Here is a 16852-nt window from a genome sequence, read left to right as displayed (position 1 = left end):
CCCCATGAACACGGAAAACCCGCTTTCCCCCTTCGCCTACGCACCGGCTCCCGAGTCCCGGTCGGTCGTCGACATCGCGCCGTCCTACGGCCTGTTCGTCGACGGCGAGTTCACCGAGGCCGCCGACGGCAAGGTCTTCAAGACGGTCTCCCCCAGCACGGAGGAGGTGCTGTCCGAGGTCGCCCAGGCCGGCGAGGCGGACGTGGACCGCGCGGTCAAGGCGGCCCGCAAGGCCTTCGTGAAGTGGTCGGCGCTGCCCGGCTCCGAGCGCGCCAAGTACCTGTTCCGCATCGCCCGCATCGTCCAGGAGCGCAGCCGTGAGCTGGCGGTCCTGGAGACGCTGGACAACGGCAAGCCGATCCGGGAGACCAGGGACGCGGACCTGCCCCTGGTGGCCGCGCACTTCTTCTACTACGCCGGCTGGGCGGACAAGCTCGGCCACGCGGGCTTCGGACCGTCCCCGAAGCCGCTGGGCGTGGCCGGCCAGGTCATCCCGTGGAACTTCCCGCTGCTGATGCTGGCGTGGAAGATCGCCCCGGCGCTGGCGACCGGCAACACGGTCGTGCTCAAGCCCGCCGAGACCACCCCGCTCTCCGCGCTGTTCTTCGCGGACATCTGCCGCCAGGCGGGCCTGCCGAAGGGTGTCGTCAACATCCTTCCCGGCTACGGCGACGCGGGCGCCGCGCTGGTCGCGCACCCGGACGTGAACAAGGTCGCCTTCACCGGCTCCACGGCCGTCGGCAAGGCGATCGCGCGCACGGTCGCGGGCACGGACAAGAAGCTCACCCTCGAACTGGGCGGCAAGGGCGCCAACATCGTCTTCGACGACGCGCCGATCGACCAGGCCGTCGAGGGCATCGTGAACGGCATCTTCTTCAACCAGGGCCAGGTCTGCTGCGCGGGCTCGCGCCTGCTGGTGCAGGAGTCGATCCACGACGAGCTGCTGGACTCCCTCAAGCGCAGGCTCTCCACCCTGCGTCTGGGCGATCCGCTCGACAAGAACACCGACATCGGCGCGATCAACTCCGCCGAGCAGCTGGCCCGGATCACCACGCTCGCCGACCAGGGCGAGGCGGAGGGTGCCGAGCGCTGGTCGCCCGCCTGCGAACTGCCCGAGAGCGGCTACTGGTTCGCCCCGACGCTGTTCACCGGTGTCACCCAGGCGCACACCATCGCCCGTGACGAGATCTTCGGCCCGGTGCTCTCCGTCCTCACCTTCCGCACCCCGGACGAGGCCGTCGCCAAGGCCAACAACACCCCGTACGGGCTCTCGGCGGGCATCTGGACGGAGAAGGGTTCCCGGATCCTGGCGGTGGCGAGCAGGCTGCGCGCCGGTGTCGTCTGGTCCAACACGTTCAACAAGTTCGATCCGACCTCGCCGTTCGGCGGCTACAAGGAGTCGGGCTTCGGCCGCGAGGGCGGCCGGCACGGCCTGGAGGCGTACCTCGATGTCTGAGAAGTCCGAGAAGTCTGGGGCGACGACCGAACCGCGGCTTTCGGTCCTCAAGACCTACAAGCTGTACGTGGGCGGCAAGTTCCCGCGTTCCGAGAGCGGCCGGGTGTACGAGGTGAGCGACTCCAAGGGCAACTGGCTGGCGAACGCTCCGCGGTCGTCCCGCAAGGACGCCCGTGACGCGGTCGTCGCCGCGCGCAAGGCGTTCGGCGCGTGGTCCGGCGCGACCGCGTACAACCGGGGCCAGATCCTCTACCGCGTCGCGGAGATGCTGGAGGGCCGCCGCGAGCAGTTCGTCCGCGAGGTCGCCGAGGCCGAGGGCCTGTCCAAGGTCAAGGCGGCCGCGCAGGTCGACGCGGCGATCGACCGCTGGGTCTGGTACGCGGGCTGGACCGACAAGATCGCCCAGGTGGTGGGCGGCGGCAACCCGGTCGCGGGCCCGTACTTCAACCTCTCCTCCCCCGAGCCGACGGGCGTGGTGACCGTCCTGGCCCCGCAGGAGTCGTCGTTCCTGGGCCTGGTCTCGGTGATCGCCCCGGTGATCGCGACGGGCAACACGGCGGTGGTGGTCGCGAGCGAGAAGCACCCGCTCCCCGCGCTCTCCCTCGGCGAGGTGCTGGCCACCTCCGACCTGCCGGGCGGTGTCGTGAACGTCCTGTCCGGCGGTACGGCGGAGATCGCCACGCCGCTCGCCGCACACCAGGACGTCAACGCGATCGACCTCGCGGGCGCCGGCGCCGAGCTGGCGAAGGAGCTGGAGGTCGCGGCGGCGGACAACCTCAAGCGCGTCCTTCGTCCACAGCCTGTGGATTACTTCGCGACGCCGGGCATCGACCGTATGACGGCCTTCCTGGAGACCAAGACGGTCTGGCACCCGACGGGCTCGCTGGGCGCCTCCGGCTCGTCGTACTGAGCCGCCCGGGGCGCCGCACCGCGGCGGCCCGCACAGCCGAGAGCCGCGTCTCCCCTCCGTCCGGGGGAGGCGCGGCTCTCCGCGTGCGCGCGTCAGCGCACCGACCCGAGCACCTGCCCGACGACCGGCACGGCACCCACCGACGGGGCCTGGGCCACCGGGCCCGTGAGCATCTTCGAACCGACCGGGCGGAAGTCGGCGAGCTGGGTGCCGACGCCGTTGTCGAGCGGGTCGACGCCGGTGCCCGCCAGGGGGTTGGGCTTGAGGGCCGTGACCGTTCCGGTGGTGTGGCCGACGGTGCCGGTCAGTGCCTGCACGCCCGTCTGCGGGTCGGCCCTGCCGAGGGAGCCGAGCAGGCGGCCCTCGCCCCCGCCCGGGAGGATGTCCGCCGAGGCCGTTGTCGCGCCCACACCCAGGGCGGCCCCGGCGGTCGCGACGGCGACCAGGACGCGCCGGGCAGTGGAGCGGGGGGAGGACGCGTGTCGAGCCATGACTGGTGCCGCCTTACGGATGCGGTGGGTAACGGAAACAGCGCACAGGGTAGTTGAGACGTAACCCACGTTCCAAAGCCGACCCGCGGGGTCGGCAGGCGGGCCACCATGCGTCAAACTGGTGTTCCGTGAGCCTTCATCCCCCGTCACCCGCCCGTGTCGTGCTGCTGTGCGGCCCCTCGGGCTCGGGCAAGTCCCTGGTAGCCGCCCGCTCCGGACTGCCCGTGCTGCGCCTCGACGACTTCTACAAGGAGGCCGGTGACCCGACCCTGCCGCTGGTGGCGGGGAGTTCGGACATCGACTGGGACCACCCCGGCTCGTGGGACGCGGACGTCGCGGTCGCGGCGATCAGCCGGCTGTGCGCGACGGGCACCACGGACGTGCCGGTGTACGACATCTCGCTGAGCGCCCGCACCGGTGAGGACACGCTGCACATCGGCCGCACCCCGCTGTTCATCGCGGAGGGCGTCTTCGCCGCCGAGATCGTGGGGCGCTGCCGGGAACTCGGTGTCCTGGCCGACGCGCTGTGCCTGAACCGCGGACCGGTCAGGACCTTCCGGCGGCGCTTCCTCCGGGATCTGAAGGAGGGCCGCAAGTCGGTCCCGTTCCTGCTGCGCCGGGGCTGGCGGCTGATGCGCGCCGAGCGGTCGATCGTGGCCCGCCAGGTCGCGCTGGGCGCCCACGCCTGCGACCGGGACGAGGCCCTGGGCCGGCTGGCCGCCGCGGCGGCGGGTCGGCAGGCGCAGACACGGACGGCCGCGTAACCGGCGTACGGCACAGGGAAGTACACACCTCGTACGCGCCTACGCGCCTTGTACGCGACCACGCGCGCCCCGTACACCCCCGTCGTCGTACGTGCCTCGGAGCGCCTCTCTCGCGTCAAGGCGCCTGCGCACGCGAAAGCGGGACTGGACAGACCCCCCGGTCCTCCAGTCCCGCTTCCTTGGTGCTCCCCCACACTCCCCCGTGTTCCCCCGTGTCCCCAGGGATTCCCCCATCCCCCGAGTCCCCGTTGTTCCCCCGGTTCCCCCGTCTTTTTCCCTCCCCCGTTGTTCCCCCCGTTCTCCCCTTCCCCCGTTTCCCCCCGTTTCCCCCCGCTGCCCTTCGGTCGGCTCAGGCGACGAGCTCGCCGAAGGACTCCTCACGGTCACGGCCGATGCTGAGGACCTCGTCCTCGCGCAGCCGGCGCAGGGACCGCCAGATGCTGGACTTCACCGTGCCGACGCTTATGCCGAGGATGTCCGCGATCTCCGGGTCCGTACGGCCCTCGTAGTAACGCAGGACCAGCATGGTGCGCTGGAGTTCGGGCAGCCGGGCCAGCGCCTGCCACAGGACCGTACGCAGCTCGGTGCCGCGCATGGCGTCCGTGTCGCCGGGCGTCTCCGGCAGTTCCTCGGTCGGGTACTCGTTGAGCTTGCGGCGCCGCCAGGCGCTGATGTGCAGGTTGGTCATGGTGCGGCGGAGGTATCCGCCGACGGCCGCCTTGTCACTGATCCGGTCCCACGCCCGGTAGGTCGAGAACAGCGCGCTCTGCAGCAGGTCCTCGGCCTCGAAGCGGTCACCGGTGAGGTGGTAGGCGGTTGCGTACAGGGAGGCGCGGCGCTCCTGGACGTAGGCGGTGAACGCCGCTTCGGCGTCCACGGCCTCCGACAGTGCGCGGCGCTCCCCCGGACCCTCCCCGTACGCGGTTCCCCCGTGTGTTTCCCCCGTGTGAGCGTCAACCACCGTCATGCGGGGCTGAGGCCCCTGCTGCGCATGCGCGGCGTGCTGACGCCCGGTGCCGCGAGCGCACCCCCGCCCGCTCACGGCACCGGACTTCTCCGAAGACCGGGCCACGTCGTGCAGACGCGTGACCACTGCGCTGTGGCTGGTGCTGTGCAGTGTGTTCATTCGCGCCCCCCGTCGTGGAGTTCCGGTGTTCCGTCCTGCTTCTTGCCCCGTGCCGAAAATCTTGCCGTGGCCACTTCATGGCCATGTCCGCCGACTGTCACAGACCTGTCACAGGGGTACGGAGGCCGTTACCGGGCGCAGGTCGCCGTACGGGTGTCGAAACACCGACCCGGCATGGGCCAGAATGAGGTTCGTGCCTTCCCTGTTGCTGATCGAGGACGACGACGCCATCCGAACGGCCCTGGAGCTCTCACTGACGCGCCAGGGACACCGGGTGGCCACCGCTGCCAGCGGTGAGGACGGTCTGAAGCTGCTGCGCGAGCAGCGGCCGGACCTGATCGTGCTGGACGTGATGCTGCCCGGCATCGACGGGTTCGAGGTGTGCCGGCGCATCCGGCGCACGGACCAGCTGCCGATCATTCTGCTCACCGCGCGCAGCGACGACATCGACGTGGTGGTCGGGCTGGAGTCCGGAGCCGACGACTACGTGGTCAAACCCGTGCAGGGGCGGGTGCTGGACGCCCGGATCCGGGCCGTGCTGCGGCGCGGCGAGCGGGAGGCGAACGACTCGGCGACCTTCGGCAGCCTCGTCATCGACCGGGCGGCGATGACCGTGACGAAGAACGGCGAGGACCTCCAGCTGACCCCGACCGAGCTGAGACTGCTGCTGGAGCTGAGCCGCCGGCCCGGGCAGGCGCTGTCCCGGCAGCAGCTGCTGCGGCTGGTGTGGGAGCACGACTACCTCGGTGACTCGCGGCTGGTGGACGCCTGTGTGCAGCGGCTGCGGGCCAAGGTGGAGGACGTGCCCTCGTCCCCGACGCTGATCCGTACCGTGCGCGGCGTCGGTTACCGCCTGGACGCGCCTCAGTGACGGACGAGCGGGGCGGACTCCGGGGCTGGGCCTCGGAGCGCAGGGGAACGTTGTCCCGGCTGCGGTTCACCAGTCTGCGCCTGCGGCTGGTCGTGGTCTTCGCGCTGGTGGCACTGACCGCGGCCGTGTCGGCGTCCGGGATCGCGTACTGGCTCAACCGCGAGGCGGTGCTCACCCGCGCCCAGGACGCGGCGCTGCGCGACTTCCAGCAGGAGGTGCAGAACCGCGCGGGCGCGCTGCCGGTGCACACCACGCAGGACCAACTCCAGCACACCGCCGGGCAGATGGCCGGCAGCAGCCAGCGCTTCAGCGTGCTGCTGGTCGGCCAGGACGCGAACGGCAGGACGCTGTACGGCAACTCCGGCGGGCTGAACGGCTTCTCGCTGGAGGACGTGCCCGCCTCGCTGCGCACCGCGGTGAACAGGCAGCAGCCGCTCTCCTCGGCCAACAAGGCGCCCTACCACCTGTACTGGCAGCGGATCGTCATGCACGGGACTCCGTACCTGGTGGCCGGCACACGGGTGATCGGCGGCGGCCCGACCGGCTACATGCTCAAGTCGCTGGAGCCGGAGGCCAAGGACCTCAACTCGCTGGCCTGGTCCCTGGGCATCGCCACCGCACTGGCGCTCGTCGGTGCCGCTCTCCTCGCCCAGGCCGCCGCCACGACGGTGCTGAAGCCGGTGCACCGGCTGGGAGTCGCCGCGCGCCGGCTCGGCGAGGGCAAGCTCGACACCCGGCTGCGGGTGTCCGGAACCGATGAACTCGCCGACATGTCCCGCACGTTCAACAAGGCGGCCGAGGCGCTGGAGAAACGGGTCGCCGACATGGCCGCCCGCGACGAGGCGTCCCGCCGCTTCGTCGCGGACATGAGCCACGAGCTGCGCACGCCGCTGACCGCCATCACCGCCGTGACGGAGGTGCTGGAGGAGGAGCTGGACTCCGAGAGCGGCGGCATCGACCCGATGATCGAGCCGGCGGTCCGGCTCGTCGTCAGCGAGACCCGGCGGCTGAACGACCTGGTCGAGAACCTGATGGAGGTCACCCGCTTCGACGCGGGCACGGCCCGGCTGGTGCTGGACGACGTCGACATCGCCGACCAGATCACCGCCTGCATCGACGCCCGCGCCTGGCTGGACGCCGTGGAGCTGGACGCCGAGCGCGGCATCCACGCCCGGCTCGACCCGCGCCGCCTGGACGTCATCCTCGCCAACCTCATCGGCAACGCGCTCAAGCACGGCGGCTCGCCCGTACGGGTGTCGGTGCGCGAGTCGGCCGCGGAGGCGGAGCGGCCGGCCGAGATCGTCATCCAGGTGCGCGACCACGGGCCGGGCATCCCCGAGGACGTCCTGCCGCACGTCTTCGACCGCTTCTACAAGGCGAGCGCGTCCCGGCCGCGCTCCGAGGGCAGCGGCCTCGGGCTGTCCATCGCCCTGAACAACGCGCACATCCACGGCGGCGGCATCACCGCGGCCAACTCGCCCGAGGGCGGAGCGGTGTTCACGCTGCGGCTGCCGCAGGACGCCTCCGCGCTCGCCGAGGAGCGGTCCGAGGGTGACCGATACGAGGAGGACAGCGCGAACGGCACGAACGGCACGAACGGCGGGAAGGGGGCCGCCCGATGAACGCACGCCGACTTCTGCCGGCGGCGCTGACCGCCCTGGGCCTGCTGCTCGCCGGGTGCGGGATCCGGCCCACCGAGGTGCCCACGGACTTCGGCGGCGCGCCCTCCCGTGTGCCCTGCTCGCTGTCCCAGCCCGACCTGACCATCCAGTCCTCGCGCGGCGTGCCCGTACAGGTCTTCCTGTTGTGCGGCTCGTCGCTGGTGACCGTCGACCGGACGGTACGGGTGCCGGAGGGCACCGCGGACGCGCGGCGGCGGGTGATCGTGGCCCAGGGGCTGCTCGACCAGCTCGCCGCGCCGCCGTCGACCGGCGAGAAGGCGGCCGGGTACACCACACACGTCCCGGACGGCCTGAAGGTCGAAGGGCCGCGCCCCGGTGACCCCGCCGACACGCTCCGGCTGAGCAGCGCGCCGGCCGGCCTCGCCCCGTACGCCCTCGCGCAGATCGTGTGCACGCTGTCCGACTCGGCCGCCGCCGAGGGGGACGGCTCCGTCGTCCTCGGCGGCCCGGACGACACGGCGCTGCGCCGCTACGAGTGCACCGGGGAACTCCGGTCCCGACCGGGCACCACCCTGCCACCGTCGACCCAGGTGACCACGGGCTGACGCGGGGCGGCACACGGCTGCGGGCCACGGGTGTGCCGCTCGGTCGTGGCACACGGGCGCGGCACGGGGCCCTGGCCACACAGGCTTGGGCCAGGGCCGTGGCACACGGGTGGCGCACGGGCTTGACGCTGGGCCTGGCACACAGGTGCGGCGCATGGCTGTGACACAGGGCCATGGGTGCACGGGCGCGGCGCACGAGTGGGGCGCTCGGCTGTCGCACACGGCCGTGGCGCACGGGTGTGACACAGGACCGTGGCCACACAGGCGCGGCACAACAGGTTTGGCCCTGGGCCGTGACACCCGGACGCGGCACAGGGCCGTGGCGACCGGGCGTGGCACACAGGCCCGATATGGGACCGTGACACACAAGCGCGGCACAAAGCCGTGACACACAGGTGCCGTGCACAGGTGTGCCGCGGGGGCGTGGCACACGGGTGTGGCACAGGGCCATGTCACACAGGCACGGCGCACGGGTATGGCACAAGGCCATGACACACAGGCACGGCGCGCGAGTGTGGCGCAGCACTCACCACGGAGTGTGCCGTCCGGCCGGAACCGATCGTGCCGGGGGCCGCGTCTTGGGTGGCGTGCAGCGTCAAGGCTCCATCCGCGGCAACGCCGCGTTCCACGTCCGTGTGACAGGGGGTGTCCTCCTCGTCGCCCACCTCGCGCTCGTCGCCTGGCTCACGCTGCGTCCGCTGGACGTCCCCTGGGTGACGCCGCCCAATCTGCGTCCGCTCGCCACCGTCCGGGGCGACCTGGCGCTGGGCTGGCCCGAGGCGGCCCGGCGCATCGGCGAGGGCCTGGCGCTGCTCGCGCCGCTGGGCGTACTGCTGCCGATGACGCACGGCAGCCTTCACGTCTCTCCACTCGGGTCCCTGTTCCGCACGGTCGCCGCGGGCGCCCTGGTCTCGCTGGGCATCGCCCTGCTGCAGACCGGCGTACCGGGCCGGGTGGTGGACGTCGACACGCTCCTGCTGAACACCACGGGCGTGGCCCTCGCCCACCTCACGGTCGTGCCCGCGGGCCGCTCCCGTCTCCGCCGCGGGGCCGAGCGCCGGGACCGGCCGGCTCCGCGCCAGGAGGATCCGCCTCAGGGGCGCACCCCGACGATTCCCAGGGTCGGCCTCGCCCCGTGGAGCGACGCTCTGCCCCCTTCGTCTCCGTAACGTGGAAGACGGACGGGGCAGCCGACGGGGCGGCCCCGCACCGACAGCTCACGAAGGAGTCGACCATGACCGCCCTGGCCCGCCCGACCCACGGTCGCGTGCTCGGCGGAGTGTGCGCTGCGCTGGCTCGGCGCTTCGGCACCTCCGCGACGACGATGCGCGTGATCTTCCTGCTGTCCTGCCTGCTGCCGGGCCCGCAGTTCCTGGTCTACATCGCGCTGTGGATCCTGCTGCCCTCGGAGGAGACGGCCGGCAGCGCGTGGTGAACGCCGCGCACGCGGTGACGCGGTGACGCGGTGACGCGGTGACGCGGTGAAACGACGGCACGGCTGGGGCGCACCCTGGAACCAGGAGGTGCGCCCCAGCCGTGTCGTGTCCTAGGGGAGCGGTGGGCTCAGCCCAGCGGCAGCCCGTTCAACGGCAGGCCGTGGGTGGGCAGGCCCTGCACCGGCAGTCCGCCGAGCAGACCGGCGACCGGCTTGGTCGGGCCGTTCTGGAGCAGGCCCTGGGTGGCCGGCTGCGCGGCCGCGAGACCCGACTGCACCGCGGGCCTGGCCTGGTTCAGCGCCTGGCCGGCCCCGGGCACCGACTTGGCGACGTTCTCCGTCGGGAGCGCCTTGCTGACGGTACCGAGCGCCTGGCCGGCGTCCGGAACGGCCGGCGCGGCGTTCGCGGCGCCCGCGCCGGCGGCGGCGAAGGCGGCCCCGAGGGCGGCGACACCGAGGGACTTGACGGCAGACTGCTTCATGAAAACGCGTCCTTGGGTGGAAGACAGGGAACTGAGCGGTCCACGACCGTAAACATGCCGAGCCGTCCGCCGCAAACATCGACATACGGACGGAATAAGCGCCCCGGACATGTTCCCGTATCTTCCGATCAGCCTTCCAAGGTCGAGAAACCCCTGGTGGACGCCGTCTGCTGAAACAGCCATTCGGATTTCAGCGCCGCGTATCCGGGCTTGATCACGTCATTGATCATCGCCAGTCGTTCATCGAAAGGAATGAATGCTGATTTCATCGCATTGACGGAGAACCACTGCATGTCGTCGAGTGTGTATCCGAATGCCTCGACCAGCTGCTCGAACTCCCGGCTCATGCTGGTGTGGGACATAAGACGGTTGTCCGTGTTGACCGTGGCCCGGAAGTGGAGCCGGCGCAGCAGTCCGATCGGATGCTCGGCGTACGAGGGCGCCGCCCCGGTCTGGAGGTTGGAACTCGGGCACAGCTCCAGCGGGATGCGCTTGTCACGGACGTAGGAGGCCAGCCGCCCCAGTTCGACCGTGCCGTCCTCGTGGACCTGGATGTCGTCGATGATGCGCACCCCGTGGCCCAGCCGGTCCGCGCCGCACCACTGCAGCGCCTGCCAGATGGACGGCAGTCCGAAGGCCTCGCCGGCGTGGATCGTGAAGTGGTTGTTCTCCCGCTTCAGGTACTCGAAGGCGTCCAGGTGCCGGGTGGGCGGGTAACCGGCCTCCGCGCCCGCGATGTCGAAGCCCACCACGCCCGAGTCCCGGTAGCGGTTGGCGAGTTCGGCGATCTCCAGGGAGCGGGCCGCGTGCCGCATCGCGGTCAGCAGGACGCCGACCCGGATCCGGTGACCGTTCTCCAGGGCGGTCCGCTCGCCCTCGCGGAAGCCCTCGTTGACGGCCTCGACGACCTCCTCCAGGCTCAGCCCGCCCTCCAGGTGCTGCTCGGGGGCGTAGCGCACCTCGGCGTAGACGACGCCGTCCTCGGCGAGGTCCTCGGCGCACTCGCGGGCGACCCGGACGAGGGCGTCGCGGGTCTGCATCACGGCGACGGTGTGCGCGAACGTCTCCAAGTACCGTTCCAGCGAGCCGGAGTCGGCGGCCTCCCGGAACCACGGGCCCAGCTTGTCCGGGTCGGTCTCGGGGAGCGGGGAGTAGCCCGACGCGCGGGCCAGGTCGACGACGGTTCCGGGGCGGAGCCCGCCGTCGAGGTGATCGTGGAGCAGAACCTTGGGCGCCCGGCGGATCTGGTCCGAGCTCGGGGTGTTCCCCTGGTGGGCAGTCTGGCTCGTCATTTTCCGCACTTTAACTCCTACGCGCGTAGATCATCGTGTGTACACATCCGTCGATATGTAACGGTGACCGCCCGGACGGGTGGCGTACACCGGTGCTTCTGACACTGTTCTGTCATGTCACACCAAGCGACGCCGGTTCGCACGGCCCGGCTGGGGAGGACGGTCGGCCCGGAGCCGGCGGCGGTGGGCGGAGCGGTGCTGCTGCTCCCGGGCGGCCAGGAGGTCTCCACCCGCAGACCCTCGCCGGTGCTGGCGGCCGCCTCGGTGCGCGCGCTGGGGCGCCGGCTGGCCCGCGCGGGGCGCGAGGAGGGCCTGGCCGTGCACGTGGTGCACTACCGCTACCGCGGCTGGAACGGAGCCGAGGCACATCCGGCCCGCGACGCCGCCTGGGCCGTCGAGGAGGTCGTCCGGCGCTACGGGGACGTGCCGGTCTGCCTGGCCGGTCTCGACATGGGCGGCCGGGCCGCGCTGCACGCCGCCGGGCACGAGACCGTCAACTCCGTGGTGGCCATCGCCCCTTCGCTGCCCGAGGCCGACGTGGCCGCCTCGCCCGAACCGGTCAGGCAGCTCGCCGGGCGCCGGGTGCTGATCGTGCACGGCACGAACGACGAACGGACCGATCCCGAGCTGTCCTTCCGGTTCGCCGAGCAGGCGAAGAAGGCGAACCGGGACGTGTGCCGGTTCGAAGTCCACGCCGACGGACACGGGTTGCGTCAGTACCGGGACGAAGTCCTCGCGCTCACCACCGACTTCGTCATGGGGTCCCTGTTCGGGCGGGTGTTCTCGCGGCCGGTGCAGGACGCGCTGGCGGCTCCGCCACCGCTGGGTCTGCGGATGCCGCTGGCGGCCGGGTTCGGGAAGACACTGCGGCGGTAGGGCCGCCCGCCGTCAGGTGGGGAGCAGATTGCCGCGCTTGGCGAGCAGGAACTTCTTGAAGGCCGCCACCGGCGGGGTGTCCGGGTGGCCCTCCAGCCAGGCCACGCCGATCTCCCGTACCGCGCGCGGGGCCGTCACCGTCAGCTCGACGACTCCCGGGCGGGGGAAGGCCGGCGGGGGCAGCAGGGCGACCCCGAGGCCCGCGGCGACCAGGCCGCGCAGGGTCTCGGCCTCCTCGCCCTCGAAGGCGACGCGCGGCGTGAAGCCGGCCTCCCGGCACAGGGCGTCGGTGATGCGGCGCAGGCCGTAGCCGGGTTCCAGGGTCACGAAGGACTCCTCGGCGGCCTCGGTCAGGCGGATGCGGCGCCGGGCGGCGAGCCGGTGGTCGGCGGGGACGACCAGGCGCAGCTTCTGCTCGTCGAGACGGCGGGCGACCAGGTCGGGGGCGTCCGGCACGGGGGACGTCAGGCAGAGGTCGAGCTCGCCCGCCCGCAGCCCCTCCAGCATGGCCTCGCCGTAGTTCTGCACCAGGCTGAAGCGAACGCGGGGATGGTCGGCCCGGAAGGCGTGGATGAGGCCGGGCACGGTCTCGGCGCCCATGGTGTGCAGGAAGCCGAAGGCGACCTTCCCGGTGGCCGGGTCGGCGTCGGCGCGCACCTCCTCGGCGGCGCGCTCGATCTCGGCGAGGGCGCGTTGCACGGAGGCGAGGAAGGTACGGCCGGCGGGGGTCAGGGAGACCGTGCGGCCCCGGCGGGCGAAGAGGTCGACGCCGAGGTCCTGCTCCAGCCGGACCATGGCCCGCGAGAGCGTCGACTGCGGGACCTGCATCTCCTGCGCGGCCCGGGTGACGTGCTCGGTGCGGGCCACGCCGGCGAAGTGCGCCAGGCGGGGCGCCAGCAACGCGACGATGTCTTCTGTGTCACCGGTCTGTGACAGACGCGGCTGCGACCTCGGCTGATGCACCATGGGAACGATTATGCCGAGTCCGTGCATTGGACGGATGAGTGCCCGGCTTTCTACGGTCGCCGTATGACTCCCGCCGATACCGGGGCGCTCACCACCGTGGGCGCCGTCGCCTCAGTCCCCGACTCCGACTCCCGCATGGCCCCGGGCGGCCCCGGCTACCGCCGGATGAGCCTCGCCCTCTTCCTCGCGGGTGTCGCCACCTTCGCGCTGCTGTACTCCACACAGGCCCTGCTGCCGCTGATCTCCGGCGAGTTCCACGTGGCGGCGAGCGACGCGAGCTGGACGGTGGCCGCCGCGACGGGCGGCCTGGCGCTGTTCGTGCTCCCGGCGAGCGCGCTGTCGGAGCGTTTCGGGCGGCGTACGGTCATGACGGCCTCGCTGGCGGTCGCGGTGGTCGTCGGGCTGCTGGTGCCGTTCGCGCCGTCGCTGGGCTCGCTGGTGGTGCTGCGGGCACTCCAGGGCGCGGCCCTCGCGGGGCTGCCGGCCTCGGCGCAGGCGTATCTGGCGGAGGAGGTGCGGCCCCGGGCCCTGGTCACGGCGATCGGCCTGTTCGTGGCCGGCAACAGCGTGGGCGGCATGAGCGGCCGGGTCATCACCGGCTGGGTCGCCCAGGAGTGGGGCTGGCGGGTGGCCGTCGGGGTGGTCGGGGTGATCGCGGTGGGCTGCGCGGTGGCCTTCCGCCTGCTGCTTCCGGCGCCGCAACACTTCAGGGCGGGCTCGCTGCGCCCCCAGGTGCTGGCGCGCTCGGTCCGCGACCACCTCGCCGATCCGCTGCTGCGCAGGCTGTACGCGATCGGCGCGCTGTTCATGACGGTGTTCGGCGGGGTCTACACGGTGATCGGCTACCGCCTGACGGAGGCGCCGTTCTCCCTGCCGCAGGGCATCGTCGGCTCGATCTTCCTGGTGTACCTGGTGGGCACGGTGTCCGCGTCGACGGCGGGCCGGCTGGTGGGCCGGCTGGGCCGCAGGGGCGCCCTGTACCTGGCGGGCGCCACGACGGCGGCGGGTCTGCTGGTGTCCCTGCTGGACTCGGTCGCGCTGGTCCTGCTGGGCCTGGTCCTGATCACCGCGGGCTTCTTCGCCGGTCACGCGGTCGCCTCCTCGGCGGTCAGCCGGACGGCCACGCACGGCCGTGCCCAGGCCTCGGCGCTCTACCAGTCCGCCTACTACGTCGGCTCCAGCGCGGGCAGCACGGTGGGCGCCGTGGCCTTCCACGCGCAGGGCTGGTCGGGAACCGTCGGGGTCGGACTGCTGGCCGTCCTGGGCGTCGTGGCGATCACGGCGCTCGGCTCGCGGGCGGCGAGGGTCGCGGCGCGGCGGGAGCCGGTGCCCGCGTAGCCGCGCCGGCCCCCTCGCCGCAGGGCCGTCCGGGACGCCCTCGCGCGGGCCGCGGGCCCGTGCATGCCCTTCGACCTGCCGTCTCTCCTGCTCCAAGGGCCGTTGTCAGTGGGCTGCGGTAGCTTCCGAAGTGCTGGGCGTGACGACGCGCACCGGACGGGACGGCCACAGGGGCGGGTGGACGATGGGAAACGGCACGACGGCGACGGCGGAGCTCGACGAGCGGCTGGAGGGGTACCGGGTCGAGCTGACCGGTTACTGCTACCGCATGCTCGGCTCGTCCTTCGAGGCGGAGGACGCGGTCCAGGACACCCTCGTGCGTGCCTGGCGGAGCTACGACAAGTTCGAGGGGCGCTCCAGCCTGCGCTCGTGGCTCTACCGCATCGCGACGAACGTCTGCCTGGACATGCTGGCGGCGGGCAGCAAGCGGGCCCGGCCGATGGACCTGACCGAGTCCACGCCGCTGGCCCGCGCGGCGCTGTCGCCGCGCCCGGACCACACATGGCTGGAGCCGATGCCGGACGCCCGTGTGCTGCCGGCGGTCGAGGACCCGGCGGAGGCGGCCGTCACCAAGGAGTCGGTGCGGCTCGCCTTCATGGCCGCGTTGCAGCGGCTGCCGCCCAAGCAGCGGGCCGTGCTGATCCTGCGAGAGGTGCTGGCCTGGCGGGCGAGCGAGGTCGCCGAGCTGCTGGGCACATCGGTCGCGTCGGTCAACAGCGCCCTCCAGCGGGCGCGCGCCACGCTCGCCGAGCGGGGCGACAAGGCCGCCGAGGCGACGGTGTCCGACCCGCTGGACGAGGCCCAGCAACGGCTCCTGGAGCGCTATGTGAAGGCGTTCGAGGGGTACGACATGGCGGAGCTGACCGCGCTGCTGCACGAGGACGCGGTGATGACGATGCCGCCGTTCGACCTGTGGCTGACGGGCCCGTCGGACATCACGGGCTTCATGACGACGCTGGGCGCGGCCTGCGCGGGCTCCCGGCTGCTGCCGGTGCGGGCCAACGGGCTGCCGGGCTTCGCCCAGTACAAGCCGGACCCGGAGAAGGGCGGCTTCACCCCGTGGGCGGTGCAGGTCCTGGAGACGTCAGAGGGCCGGATCACCGGGTTCCACTGCTTCCTCGACACCCAGCGGTGGTTCCCGTTGTTCGGGTTGCCGCTCCATCTCGAGGGAGAGGCCGACCAGGCGGAGGAGGGCGTCTAGCGCCGGGTCGGGGTCGCGCAGCCGTATGCGGCCGCCGGCTCGCCGGGCGGCGAGCTGGAGCCGCGCCAGCAGGTCGACCACGCCGAGTCCCGGCGGCCCGAGACCCCCGACGTCGCACACCACGACGTCGGCCCGGGTGTCCCCCAGCAGGGCCCGCACGTCCGCGCACAGCCCCGCCACCTCCTCCCGGGTGACGGGGCCGGCGAGCACGAGCACGGCAGGTGTCCTGGCATCCACGGTCTGTAGACCGTGCGGCCGGGCGCAACTCATCGCGGGCCGGGGACCGCGGGCCCGCCGGAGATCACATTGACCCGCTCCCCGCCCTCCCCGGAGGGTGGCCGTATGTCCCACGGATCAGCACCGCCCTGGATACCCGACGGCCTCCTGCCCGCGGAGGAGGCCGTGTGCGGGGGGTGCTGAGCGGGTTCGCGGTCATCGCGGTGGTGATCGGCGTCGGCTACGCGATCGGTCACCGCGGCTCCCTCGGTGACCAGGGCCGCGAGGTGCTGACCAGGCTGGCCTTCCACGTGGCGTCCCCCGCCCTGTTGTTCACGACGCTCGCGCGGGCCGACCTGTCGGTGGTCTTCTCCAGCCGGCTGCTGGTGACGGCGTTGAGCACGGCCGCGGCGGCGGGCGTCTTCGTGGCGTTCGGCGCGGTGCGGCGCTGGGGCGTGGGTCGCACCGCGATCGGTGCGCTGTGTTCCAGCTACGTCAACTCCGGCAACCTCGGCATCCCGATCGCCGTGTACGTCCTGGGCGACGCGTCCCTGGTGGCCCCGGTCCTGCTGTTCCAGCAGATCATGGTCACGCCCATCGCGCTGACGGTGCTGGACCTCTCCGGGCCGGACGGGAAGGGCTCCCTGTGGCGGCGCCTGCTCACTCCGCTGCGCAACCCGATCGCGGTGGGCTCCCTGAGCGGGGTCCTGGTCTCGGCGACCGGCCTGCGGGTGCCCGGTCCGGTGATGGACCCGATCACCCTGATCGGCAACATGTCCGTCCCGGCCGTCCTGCTGGCCTACGGCATCTCCCTGTGCGGCAGCGCGGCCCCCGGCCGTGGCCGCGACCGTCACCCGGTGCTGCTCGCGGTCGCCCTGAAATCGGCGGGCCAGCCGTTGGCGGCCTGGGCCCTGGCGGCGGGCGTCTTCGGCCTGAGCGGGGCACCTCTGCTGGACGTCGTGGTGACCTCGGCCCTGCCCGCCGCACAGAACCTGTTCACCTACGCGAGCCGCTACCGCGTCGGCGAGTCCCTGGCCCGCGAGTCCATCCTGCTGTCGACGATCCTGTCGGTGCCGGTGCTGGCGGTGGTGGCGGCACTGCTGGGCTGACCATCAGCCGCAGGGGAACACGCCGGTGTCGAGAATCAGTTTGAACGGACGAGGTCGTCCCAGCCCTGCTCGGGATCATGGCTGACGGTGAG

General features: G+C 72.3%; 18 protein-coding genes. 12 read left to right on the top strand and 6 right to left on the bottom strand.

Annotated features, from left to right (window positions below; all coding sequences use genetic code 11):
• The first annotated feature begins 4 nt into the window (after window positions 1–4).
• Window positions 5–1456: an aldehyde dehydrogenase family protein gene (locus ACIQMV_RS04635; protein ID WP_141359041.1), complete on the top strand. Its 1452-nt coding sequence runs from the start codon at window positions 5–7 to the stop codon at window positions 1454–1456.
• Window positions 1449–2366, top strand: coding sequence for an aldehyde dehydrogenase family protein (locus tag ACIQMV_RS04630; RefSeq protein WP_141359049.1), 918 nt, complete (start codon window positions 1449–1451; stop codon window positions 2364–2366). Before ACIQMV_RS04635 ends, ACIQMV_RS04630 begins: the two co-directional genes overlap by 8 nt.
• Before the next feature lie 92 nt (window positions 2367–2458).
• Here the strand turns inward: ACIQMV_RS04630 and ACIQMV_RS04625 are convergent, their stop codons facing one another.
• Window positions 2459–2857 carry a hypothetical protein gene (locus ACIQMV_RS04625; RefSeq protein ID WP_141359051.1) on the bottom strand — a complete coding sequence of 133 codons (399 nt, stop codon included), beginning with the start codon at window positions 2855–2857 and terminating at the stop codon, window positions 2459–2461.
• A 128-nt stretch (window positions 2858–2985) separates the two neighbouring features.
• Between ACIQMV_RS04625 and ACIQMV_RS04620 the strand changes: the two genes are divergently transcribed.
• A complete protein-coding gene (locus ACIQMV_RS04620; RefSeq protein WP_225078926.1) occupies window positions 2986–3621 on the top strand; it encodes a uridine kinase in 636 nt (211 codons plus the stop codon).
• A gap of 349 nt (window positions 3622–3970) precedes the next feature.
• Here ACIQMV_RS04620 and ACIQMV_RS04615 read toward each other — a convergent pair whose 3' ends face one another.
• Window positions 3971–4747 (bottom strand): SigE family RNA polymerase sigma factor, encoded by a 777-nt coding sequence (locus ACIQMV_RS04615; RefSeq protein ID WP_402591111.1) that lies wholly within the window; start codon window positions 4745–4747, stop codon window positions 3971–3973.
• A 193-nt stretch (window positions 4748–4940) separates the two neighbouring features.
• On the opposite strand from ACIQMV_RS04615, the gene afsQ1 reads away from it, so the two are divergent.
• The 5 genes from afsQ1 (at window position 4941) to ACIQMV_RS04590 (ending at window position 9280) form a co-directional block, all read left to right on the top strand.
• On the top strand, window positions 4941–5618 hold the full coding sequence (gene afsQ1, locus ACIQMV_RS04610) for a two-component system response regulator AfsQ1 (protein ID WP_037868090.1): 678 nt from the start codon (window positions 4941–4943) through the stop codon (window positions 5616–5618).
• On the top strand, window positions 5615–7240 hold the full coding sequence (locus ACIQMV_RS04605; protein ID WP_401773161.1) for an ATP-binding protein: 1626 nt from the start codon (window positions 5615–5617) through the stop codon (window positions 7238–7240). Before afsQ1 ends, ACIQMV_RS04605 begins: the two co-directional genes overlap by 4 nt.
• Entirely contained in the window at window positions 7237–7845 is a 609-nt protein-coding gene (locus tag ACIQMV_RS04600) for a hypothetical protein (protein WP_401773160.1), read from the top strand. Before ACIQMV_RS04605 ends, ACIQMV_RS04600 begins: the two co-directional genes overlap by 4 nt.
• A 587-nt stretch (window positions 7846–8432) precedes the next feature.
• The gene (locus ACIQMV_RS04595; RefSeq protein ID WP_402591108.1) at window positions 8433–9014 is read left to right on the top strand and encodes a VanZ family protein; all 582 of its coding nucleotides are present in this window, start codon (window positions 8433–8435) and stop codon (window positions 9012–9014) included.
• Between the two features lie 65 nt (window positions 9015–9079).
• Window positions 9080–9280, top strand: coding sequence for a PspC domain-containing protein (locus ACIQMV_RS04590; RefSeq protein ID WP_141359063.1), 201 nt, complete (start codon window positions 9080–9082; stop codon window positions 9278–9280).
• Between the two features lie 128 nt (window positions 9281–9408).
• Here ACIQMV_RS04590 and ACIQMV_RS04585 read toward each other — a convergent pair whose 3' ends face one another.
• Entirely contained in the window at window positions 9409–9762 is a 354-nt protein-coding gene (locus ACIQMV_RS04585) for an ATP-binding protein (protein ID WP_141359065.1), read from the bottom strand.
• A gap of 128 nt (window positions 9763–9890) precedes the next feature.
• Window positions 9891–11054 carry an adenosine deaminase gene (locus tag ACIQMV_RS04580; protein ID WP_402591105.1) on the bottom strand — a complete coding sequence of 388 codons (1164 nt, stop codon included), beginning with the start codon at window positions 11052–11054 and terminating at the stop codon, window positions 9891–9893.
• Window positions 11055–11168: 114 nt separating this feature from the next.
• Here ACIQMV_RS04580 and ACIQMV_RS04575 point away from each other — a divergent pair, with 114 nt between their 5' ends.
• The gene (locus tag ACIQMV_RS04575; RefSeq protein ID WP_402591103.1) at window positions 11169–11930 is read left to right on the top strand and encodes an alpha/beta hydrolase family protein; all 762 of its coding nucleotides are present in this window, start codon (window positions 11169–11171) and stop codon (window positions 11928–11930) included.
• A 12-nt stretch (window positions 11931–11942) separates the two neighbouring features.
• Here the strand turns inward: ACIQMV_RS04575 and ACIQMV_RS04570 are convergent, their stop codons facing one another.
• Window positions 11943–12896, bottom strand: coding sequence for a LysR substrate-binding domain-containing protein (locus ACIQMV_RS04570; protein ID WP_402591101.1), 954 nt, complete (start codon window positions 12894–12896; stop codon window positions 11943–11945).
• A 63-nt stretch (window positions 12897–12959) separates the two neighbouring features.
• On the opposite strand from ACIQMV_RS04570, the gene ACIQMV_RS04565 reads away from it, so the two are divergent.
• Window positions 12960–14234 carry an MFS transporter gene (locus ACIQMV_RS04565; protein ID WP_402591099.1) on the top strand — a complete coding sequence of 425 codons (1275 nt, stop codon included), beginning with the start codon at window positions 12960–12962 and terminating at the stop codon, window positions 14232–14234.
• A 184-nt stretch (window positions 14235–14418) separates the two neighbouring features.
• Window positions 14419–15435, top strand: a complete 1017-nt coding sequence (locus tag ACIQMV_RS04560) for a sigma-70 family RNA polymerase sigma factor (RefSeq protein ID WP_402591914.1) — start codon at window positions 14419–14421, stop codon at window positions 15433–15435.
• Here the strand turns inward: ACIQMV_RS04560 and ACIQMV_RS04555 are convergent.
• Entirely contained in the window at window positions 15319–15705 is a 387-nt protein-coding gene (locus tag ACIQMV_RS04555; RefSeq protein ID WP_402591097.1) for an STAS domain-containing protein, read from the bottom strand. The genes ACIQMV_RS04560 and ACIQMV_RS04555 overlap by 117 nt on opposite strands.
• Window positions 15706–15839: 134 nt before the next feature.
• Here ACIQMV_RS04555 and ACIQMV_RS04550 point away from each other — a divergent pair, with 134 nt between their 5' ends.
• Window positions 15840–16760, top strand: a complete 921-nt coding sequence (locus ACIQMV_RS04550) for an AEC family transporter (RefSeq protein WP_402591095.1) — start codon at window positions 15840–15842, stop codon at window positions 16758–16760.
• Window positions 16761–16852 lie beyond the last annotated feature (92 nt).

It is taken from the genome of Streptomyces sp. NPDC091412 (genome assembly GCF_044756885.1).
Taxonomy (GTDB): Bacteria; Actinomycetota; Actinomycetes; order Streptomycetales; family Streptomycetaceae; genus Streptomyces.
This window is presented reverse-complemented; position numbering and strand designations above follow the sequence as displayed.

Excerpts from the sequence above, each read along its gene's own strand:
- ACIQMV_RS04635 (WP_141359041.1), top strand. The coding sequence starts at position 5 with ATGAACACGGAAAACCCGCTTTCCCCCTTCGCCTACGCACCGGCTCCC.
- ACIQMV_RS04630 (WP_141359049.1), top strand. The coding sequence starts at position 1,449 with ATGTCTGAGAAGTCCGAGAAGTCTGGGGCGACGACCGAACCGCGGCTT.
- ACIQMV_RS04625 (WP_141359051.1), bottom strand. The coding sequence starts at position 2,857 with ATGGCTCGACACGCGTCCTCCCCCCGCTCCACTGCCCGGCGCGTCCTG.
- ACIQMV_RS04615 (WP_402591111.1), bottom strand. The coding sequence starts at position 4,747 with ATGAACACACTGCACAGCACCAGCCACAGCGCAGTGGTCACGCGTCTG.
- ACIQMV_RS04600 (WP_401773160.1), top strand. The coding sequence starts at position 7,237 with ATGAACGCACGCCGACTTCTGCCGGCGGCGCTGACCGCCCTGGGCCTG.
- ACIQMV_RS04590 (WP_141359063.1), top strand. The coding sequence starts at position 9,080 with ATGACCGCCCTGGCCCGCCCGACCCACGGTCGCGTGCTCGGCGGAGTG.
- ACIQMV_RS04585 (WP_141359065.1), bottom strand. The coding sequence starts at position 9,762 with ATGAAGCAGTCTGCCGTCAAGTCCCTCGGTGTCGCCGCCCTCGGGGCC.
- ACIQMV_RS04580 (WP_402591105.1), bottom strand. The coding sequence starts at position 11,054 with ATGACGAGCCAGACTGCCCACCAGGGGAACACCCCGAGCTCGGACCAG.
- ACIQMV_RS04575 (WP_402591103.1), top strand. The coding sequence starts at position 11,169 with ATGTCACACCAAGCGACGCCGGTTCGCACGGCCCGGCTGGGGAGGACG.
- ACIQMV_RS04570 (WP_402591101.1), bottom strand. The coding sequence starts at position 12,896 with ATGGTGCATCAGCCGAGGTCGCAGCCGCGTCTGTCACAGACCGGTGAC.
- ACIQMV_RS04565 (WP_402591099.1), top strand. The coding sequence starts at position 12,960 with ATGACTCCCGCCGATACCGGGGCGCTCACCACCGTGGGCGCCGTCGCC.
- ACIQMV_RS04560 (WP_402591914.1), top strand. The coding sequence starts at position 14,419 with ATGGGAAACGGCACGACGGCGACGGCGGAGCTCGACGAGCGGCTGGAG.
- ACIQMV_RS04555 (WP_402591097.1), bottom strand. The coding sequence starts at position 15,705 with ATGAGTTGCGCCCGGCCGCACGGTCTACAGACCGTGGATGCCAGGACA.